Annotated in this window: 6 protein-coding genes, 1 rRNA gene and 1 other annotated feature; of the genes, 1 reads left to right on the top strand and 6 read right to left on the bottom strand. The window is 39.0% G+C overall.

Translation table 11 applies throughout. The annotated features are described in order from the left end of the window. From serS to guaB, 5 genes are all read right to left on the bottom strand, one after another. Nucleotides 1-825 (bottom strand): serine--tRNA ligase (gene serS / locus DBX25_RS21580; RefSeq protein ID WP_240620448.1); only part of this gene is annotated, 825 nt, incomplete at its 3' end. A gap of 64 nt (nucleotides 826-889) precedes the next feature. Continuing rightward, nucleotides 890-1,113, bottom strand: a binding site (T-box leader). A 53-nt stretch (nucleotides 1,114-1,166) separates the two neighbouring features. After that, entirely contained in the window at nucleotides 1,167-1,757 is a 591-nt protein-coding gene (gene pdxT / locus DBX25_RS20020; RefSeq protein WP_108672522.1) for a pyridoxal 5'-phosphate synthase glutaminase subunit PdxT, read from the bottom strand. Between the two features lies 1 nt (nucleotide 1,758). Further along, entirely contained in the window at nucleotides 1,759-2,640 is an 882-nt protein-coding gene (gene pdxS / locus DBX25_RS20015; RefSeq protein WP_108672521.1) for a pyridoxal 5'-phosphate synthase lyase subunit PdxS, read from the bottom strand. Nucleotides 2,641-2,780: 140 nt separating this feature from the next. Then, on the bottom strand, nucleotides 2,781-4,106 hold the full coding sequence (locus DBX25_RS20010) for a D-alanyl-D-alanine carboxypeptidase family protein (RefSeq protein WP_108672520.1): 1,326 nt from the start codon (nucleotides 4,104-4,106) through the stop codon (nucleotides 2,781-2,783). Nucleotides 4,107-4,272: 166 nt separating this feature from the next. Next, nucleotides 4,273-5,739 carry an IMP dehydrogenase gene (guaB, locus tag DBX25_RS20005; RefSeq protein WP_108672519.1) on the bottom strand — a complete coding sequence of 489 codons (1,467 nt, stop codon included), beginning with the start codon at nucleotides 5,737-5,739 and terminating at the stop codon, nucleotides 4,273-4,275. A gap of 112 nt (nucleotides 5,740-5,851) precedes the next feature. On the opposite strand from guaB, the gene DBX25_RS20000 reads away from it, so the two are divergent. Next, on the top strand, nucleotides 5,852-6,811 hold the full coding sequence (locus DBX25_RS20000; protein WP_108672518.1) for a YaaC family protein: 960 nt from the start codon (nucleotides 5,852-5,854) through the stop codon (nucleotides 6,809-6,811). 567 nt (nucleotides 6,812-7,378) lie between these two features. On the opposite strand, the gene rrf is transcribed toward DBX25_RS20000, so the two are convergent. Then, nucleotides 7,379-7,449: ribosomal RNA gene (gene rrf, locus DBX25_RS21825) — 5S ribosomal RNA — on the bottom strand; the annotation flags it as partial.

Genomic DNA, 7,449 nt, shown 5'->3' with positions numbered 1-7,449 from the left:
CAAACCTCTTGTATCTCGGCCTGCAGAACCAGCTTCAGAACGAAAACACGCGCTATAAGCAGCATAGCTAATTGGCAGCTCTTCCCCATTTAAAATTTCATCACGGTGGAAGTTCGTTACTGGTACTTCCGCAGTTGGAATTAAGAAGTAATCCTCACTTTCAATACGGAAAGCATCTTCCTCAAACTTTGGTAGCTGCCCTGTTCCTGTCATACTCGCACGGTTTACCATAAATGGAGGCATAATCTCTTCGTAACCATGCTCTTCAACATGAAGGTCCAACATGAAACTAATTAATGCACGTTCCAGTCTTGCACCTAACCCTTTATAAAATACGAACCGGCTTCCTGTAACCTTAGAAGCACGTTCAAAATCTAGAATTCCAAGTCCGTCAGCAATGTCCCAGTGAGCTTTAGCTTCAAAATCAAATTTTGGAAGTTCACCCCATTTTCGTGCTTCCACATTATCATCTTCAGTTTCCCCAACCGGTACGCTTTCGTGTGGAATATTAGGAATTGATAACAATAGATTTTCCAATGTCTCTTCTACGGTACGAAGCTCTTCATCTAAAACCTTGACCTTGTCTCCTACTTCTCGCATCTCCACGATTAAGGCATCTGCATCCTGCTTTTCACGCTTCATAATGGCAATTTGTTGAGATACTTCATTTCTTCTGCTTTTTAACTGCTCGGTCTCAACTAGGAGTTCACGACGCCTTACATCTAAATCTTCAAATTTCCCAAGATCCGTTAAGTCTTCTCCACGATGCTGCAGGCGTTCTTTCACATCTTCAAAATTTGCACGTAAGTACTTTAAATCCAACATCCTTTATTCCTCCTATTTTCTCGCAATGATAGTTTCAGGAACACAAAAAACTCCCGTCCCTATAAAAAGGGACGAGAGTTACCCGCGTTGCCACCCTAGTTAAAAACAGAAATAAATCCTGCTTTTCACCTTAAAAAGATAACGGCTTAACCGAAAGTATTTACTAACCAATAGGTGTTCCATACTTTGCTCCAGGATGGATTCACAGATTTCCGCCATCGGTTTTCACCAACCACCGACTCTCTAAAGACAGATCAAACTGCTACTATTTCCTATCATTGCATTTGTTTTATTTAAGTTACATAACAATTTACTATATATTTTCCTACTATGCAACTACATTATGCGCTTTGTTTTACTTTTGATTCTTTAACCATGTCCACAAACAGTTGCATAAAGCGATGATCATCCGTTAACTCTGGATGGAAGGAACAACCAAGTAAAGTACCTTCCTTGGCAGCAACAATCCTGCCATTATGTTCACAAAGCACTTCCACTCCATCGCGAGCTTCTACAATGTGAGGAGCACGAATAAATACGCCAGTAAATGGTGTCTCTAACCCTTTAATATGAAGATCCGCCTCAAAGCTTTCACGTTGTCTTCCAAAGGAGTTTCTTTCCACCTTTACATTTAATGCATCTAGATGAGGTTCTTCGTAACCAACGATTTCTTTTGCTAATAAGATTAAGCCTGCACAAGTTCCGAACATTGGCTTACCTTCTTTTGCAAATTCTCTCAAAGGCTCTAAAAACCCGTACTGATTAATTAAGCGTCTCATCGTCGTACTTTCCCCACCAGGCAAAACCAAACCATCTAAGTCTGCCAATTGCTCAACTCTTTTAACGACTACTGCTTCTGCTCCGCAGGCAATGATAGACTCTACATGTTCACGTACCGCTCCTTGTAGGCCCAATACTCCAATTTTCAACATCTTACCAGCCTCTATCCTGCATTCTTTGAGCTGGTGAAAGATTAGAAATCTCGATGCCTTTCATTGCAGTTCCTAAGTTTTTAGATAGGTGTGCAATTAACTCATAATCTTGGTAGTGAGTAGTAGCTTCCACAATTGCTTTAGCAAACTTTGCAGGGTTTTCTGATTTGAAGATACCTGATCCAACAAACACTCCATCCGCTCCAAGCTGCATCATTAACGCTGCATCTGCAGGAGTAGCGATTCCACCAGCTGCGAAGTTTACGACAGGTAACTTTCCTAACTTCTTGATTTCTAATAGCAACTCATAAGGTGCACCTAGTAATTTAGCTTCTGTCATCAGCTCGTCTGTATTCATACCGACCACTTTACGAACTTGTGCATTGACTTGACGCATATGTCTCACTGCTTCTACGATGTTACCAGTTCCTGGCTCACCTTTCGTACGAAGCATAGCAGCTCCTTCACCGATACGGCGTGCTGCTTCACCAAGATCACGACATCCGCAAACAAAAGGTACTGTAAATTCATTTTTATTTAAATGATATTCTTCATCAGCAGGAGTCAAAACTTCACTCTCATCGATATAATCTACTCCCATTGCTTCAAGGACACGCGCCTCTACAATATGCCCGATACGAGCTTTTGCCATAACAGGGATAGTAACCGCCTTCATTACTTCTTCTACAATTGTAGGATCAGCCATTCTTGCAACTCCACCAGCTGCACGAATATCAGAAGGAACTCGTTCTAACGCCATAACCGCAACAGCGCCGGCTTCTTCAGCGATTTTTGCTTGCTCTGCATTGACAACATCCATAATAACGCCGCCTTTTTGCATTTCTGCCATGCCGCGTTTTACACGATCAGTACCTAAATTCATTGTAAAGTCCCCCTCAGGTTCGCTATTCTTCTTTATTCCTACCAATATGATAGGGGTTATATTTCGAACTCTAGTTTGAAGGTAAACAAAAAACCCTCTTCTGTCAAGACAGAAAAGGGTTCCAATTTAGTTAGATAGTATTAAAACCAACCTTTTACCATAGAGGAAACGCCATCCCATACGTCACCAAAGAAACCACCAATCGCTCTCATAGAAAGCACGAACCAGTTAGCTTTCTCAACACTCTCAGAGGCAACTAAATTAGTGCTAGCTAACTTCTGGCCATCCTTAGTTAAGAAACCGAAATCACCTTTCTTCGATTGAACAGTCACATATCCAATCTTTTCACCTTTTTTAATTGGTGCAGTAAGATTTCCGTCCTGGTCTAATTTGGATTTATCCAACACAACAACAGGTTCGAATTGATTTTTTTCTCCATTTTGGATGACAAGTTCAATAGGTTCCTTTGTTTCAATTTTCACTTCTTTTTCTTTACCTTTGTTCACTTTAAGGGTTTTTACCTTTTTAGGCTTATAACTAGCAGGTAAAATCTCTTCCTTACCAAAGTTACTAAACGCATAATCTAAAAGTTTTGTAGTATCATTAAAACGCTCATCCTTAGATGTTGATTTCATAACTACAGAAATAAAACGTTGACCATTTCTCTCAGCAGTAGCTGTGAATCCGTATCCTGCAAAGTCTGTAGAACCCGTTTTTAATCCGTCTACACCTTCGTACTCAAAAATTAAACCTGGAAGCATCCAGTTAAAGTTTGGATATTCTCTTCCATCTTTAAACTTTAATTTAGATATTTTTGTCGTTTCAAGAACTTCTGGGAAGTCATTCAACAAACGGAATGCCAATATAGCTGTATCACGAGCAGTCATTACGTTCTCTTCCTCAGGACCGCCAGCAGGATGTTGACCCATTAAACTTTTGTTGTTTAATCCGCTTGAGTTAACGAAGTTGAAATCTTTCATGCCAAGCTCTTTCGCTTTTTTCTCCATTGTTCCAACAAAGTTTTTCTCACTTCCTGAGATTAACTCTGCAAGGGCTACTGTTGCAGCATTTCCGGAGAAAATAGCCATCGCTTCATATAATTCACGGACTGTATAGTTTTCACCTTGTGTCAAACCAACATTCGAAAGACCAGGTGCTGCAGATAATTTATGCACATACTCATTGATTTTAACATTTTGATCCCAGCTTATTTTACCTTCTTTGATTGACTCCAGAAGAATGTATTCTGTCATCATCTTAGACATACTTGCTACTCCAAGAACCGTATCGGGATTCTTTTCGTATAGGATTCTACCTGTTTTAGCATCTAATAAAATTGCTGCTTCTGCTTTTAAATCAAGTCGATCGGTTTCAGCATTTGCGAATGTGGCATTGTATGCAAACTGTGAAACGATCACGGTCACTAATAGTGTAAAAATCAGTGTAATCTGGCTGACTCTCTTCACTTCTTATACCTCCACCTTATTTACTTTTTATATTTATAAAGGACAAACAGCTTGTCCGAACCTACTGTTCTGTAAAAAAACACCTTGTTTAGTGTATCACAAAATAGGCTAAAAAAATAGACAGAGAAAAGTCTCCCTGCCTATGCCAAATATTAGGAATATAGTCTTATGAAATAGAATAGTTCGGAGCTTCTTTTGTAATTTGTACATCATGAGGATGACTCTCTCTTAAGCCAGCACCTGTCATACGAACAAATTGAGAATGCTCACGAAGCTCAGTTAAATCCTTTGTTCCACAGTATCCCATGCCAGAACGGATACCACCAATTAGTTGATACAAAGTATCAGACAATGGCCCTTTATAAGGAAGTCTTCCTTCAATTCCTTCAGGTACGAATTTCTTGTTTTCCTCTTGGAAATAGCGATCTTTTGATCCTTTTTCCATCGCACCGATTGATCCCATACCACGATACACTTTGAATCTTCTTCCTTGGAAAATTTCCGTTTCACCAGGGCTTTCGGATACTCCAGCAAGAAGACTACCTAACATAACCGCGTGTCCTCCAGCAGCCAATGCTTTCACGATATCACCTGAATACTTGATACCTCCATCTGCAATGATTGTTTTACCGTGCTTTCTAGCTTCAGTTGCGCAATCATAAACTGCTGTAATCTGAGGAACCCCAACTCCAGCAACTACACGAGTCGTACAAATAGATCCAGGACCAATACCAACCTTTACAATATCAGCTCCTGCCTCAATCAGTGCACGAGTAGCTTCTGCCGTTGCTACATTACCAGCAATAATATTCAAATGAGGATAAGCTGAACGAATTTGAGAAACAGTATCCAAAACGCCTTTAGAGTGTCCATGTGCAGTGTCAACCACCACCACATCCACATTAGCCTTCACTAGCTTCTCTACCCGCTTCATTGTATCATTGGTTACTCCAACTGCAGCCCCAACTAATAATCTTCCATGAGCATCCTTAGCTGAATTCGGGAACTCAATGACCTTTTCAATATCCTTAATCGTAATTAATCCTTTTAACACGCCTTCTTCATCTACAAGAGGGAGTTTTTCGATTTTATGCTGTTGAAGAATTTTTTCTGCTTGCTCCAAATTTGTTCCAACCGGAGCCGTTACAAGGTTTTCCTTAGTCATAACATCAGAGATCATAATAGAATAATCTTGAATGAAACGAAGATCACGATTAGTCAAGATTCCAACTAACTTTTGTTCTTCTGGGTTATTCACAATTGGAACACCGGAAATTCGGTATTTCCCCATTAAATGCTCAGCGTCATACACTTGATGTTCAGGTGTTAGGAAGAACGGATCTGTGATAACACCACTCTCTGATCGTTTCACCTTATCCACCTGTTCAGCCTGTTGTTCAATAGACATGTTTTTATGGATAATTCCCAATCCACCCTGTCTTGCCATTGAGATAGCCATTTCTGCTTCTGTCACCGTATCCATACCCGCACTAATAATAGGTATATTTAGGCATAATGTTTCTGTCATCTTCACTTGCAAACTTACATCCTTGGGTAAAACTTCTGATTTCGCAGGTATTAGCAATACATCATCAAAGGTTAATCCTTCTTTAGCAAACTTATTCTCCCACATACTTTTACCCCTCTCGCATTGAAAATATTATTAGTAGGTTATCAATTGGACAAAATACTGTCAAGAACATAGAGAAATGTTAGACTTTTCTATTAATTTGGAGGTTTTATAAGTGAACTACCATGAAAATACTTGGGATACACTTTCCTTGTTTTATTCTACCGCGTCTGCTCAAACTTACTTAAAGAAAAATTATACTAAATTGAATATCGAAGATCCTGATGTAAAAAGCTTCGATAATTGTTATCCCTTTATTTATTATTTGGAACAAGGGCAAACTTATTACAAACAAGCTAGCCATTCTCCCATTTCAATTAAACCCATTTTATTATTCTATGGGTTTGTACAGCTATTAAAGGCCTGTGTCTTAACCGTTAATCCATACTATCCGGAATCATCTTTAGTACTTTCCCATGGTGTCACCACTAGAAAAAGAAAAAAGCAACAATATGAATTCTTAAAAGATGAAATCAAAATACAAAAAAACGGACTATTAACCCAAGTTTCAGAAAAAATGTTTCACATGAAACATTTGGAAGGGGAGCGGATTACCATGCATGACCTCCTTGTCCATCTCCCAGAGCTACATACATCGTTTCAATTCTTAACTGGACGGAGCCCTTTTCAAACCATACAAAAAGAAGACCAAAATTTTTCATTCCCATCGAATCTTCTTAGCCGTTTTCATATGAGTCAAGATCGTTTTGTTCAATATCTTGAATCAAAAACAAAAGCTACCTTTAATCCTATAAGATTCGATGAGAAAAAGTTTTTACTTCTTTCAGAATCCATAACCTGTAATCAACCTGGTCCAATTAGATATCACTTGCCTAAAAAACAATTTACGTTCTTTTTAGAAAAAGATTTACAAGCTACTGATTTCCCTGAACCTCTCATCCACTATCTTCTTCTCTACAACCTAAGCATGATTGCTCGTTACGAAATAGAATGGTGGTACGAATTATTAAAGAACTTAGATAGTAATGACTATCCTTTTATACTTCAATTTCTTTCCATAACAGAAATAAAAGGTCCCTACTTACTAAAGGAATGGCTTATGGATAGAGCATAAAACAAAAAAAGAATTTTTTGATTAAGATCAGTAATTGTACTGGTCTTTTTTCTATGTATGGTCATAGTTCTGTTTTATATTTATATGGAAAGGTCCTTTTCCATAAATTTATTGTTTTAAACTATAATGCTTGTCTTTGGAATCCTATCTATGAAATTACTTATACTCTTAATCTTCACTTCCTCTACTCCTTCAATCCCGTTGTGATTTTCACAGTATATTACTATATTGGATAACCAAACAAAAAAGACCAGCCTCATCAGCTGATCTTCTTTTCTTTGCTTGGCAGCGTCTTACTCTGACAGAGAAAAACACCCAACTACCATCGGCGCACGAGCTTAACGTCCGTGTTCGGCTGCCGAAAAGCGAAGTTCTTCGGATTCCTTTGTCAGCTTCAGTCACTCAATCCTCATGTACAAAGCACACTCCGGGCTTCGCTCTCACTATTCCTTGAACTTAAGATGATTTCTTTTCAAAGGCTTCCTACTTCTTTCTCTAGTCACCTTCTGTTACCTCTCCAAAAGAAAACAAAAAAGACCAGCCTCATCAGCTGATCTTCTTCTCTTTGCCTGGCAACGTCCTACTCTCACAGGGGGAAACCCCCAACTACCATCGGCGCTGAAGAGCTTAACTTCCGT

Source organism: Peribacillus acanthi (genome assembly GCF_003073175.1).
GTDB classification, from domain to species: domain Bacteria; phylum Bacillota; class Bacilli; order Bacillales; family DSM-1321; genus Bacillus_BN; species Bacillus_BN acanthi.
This window is presented reverse-complemented; position numbering and strand designations above follow the sequence as displayed.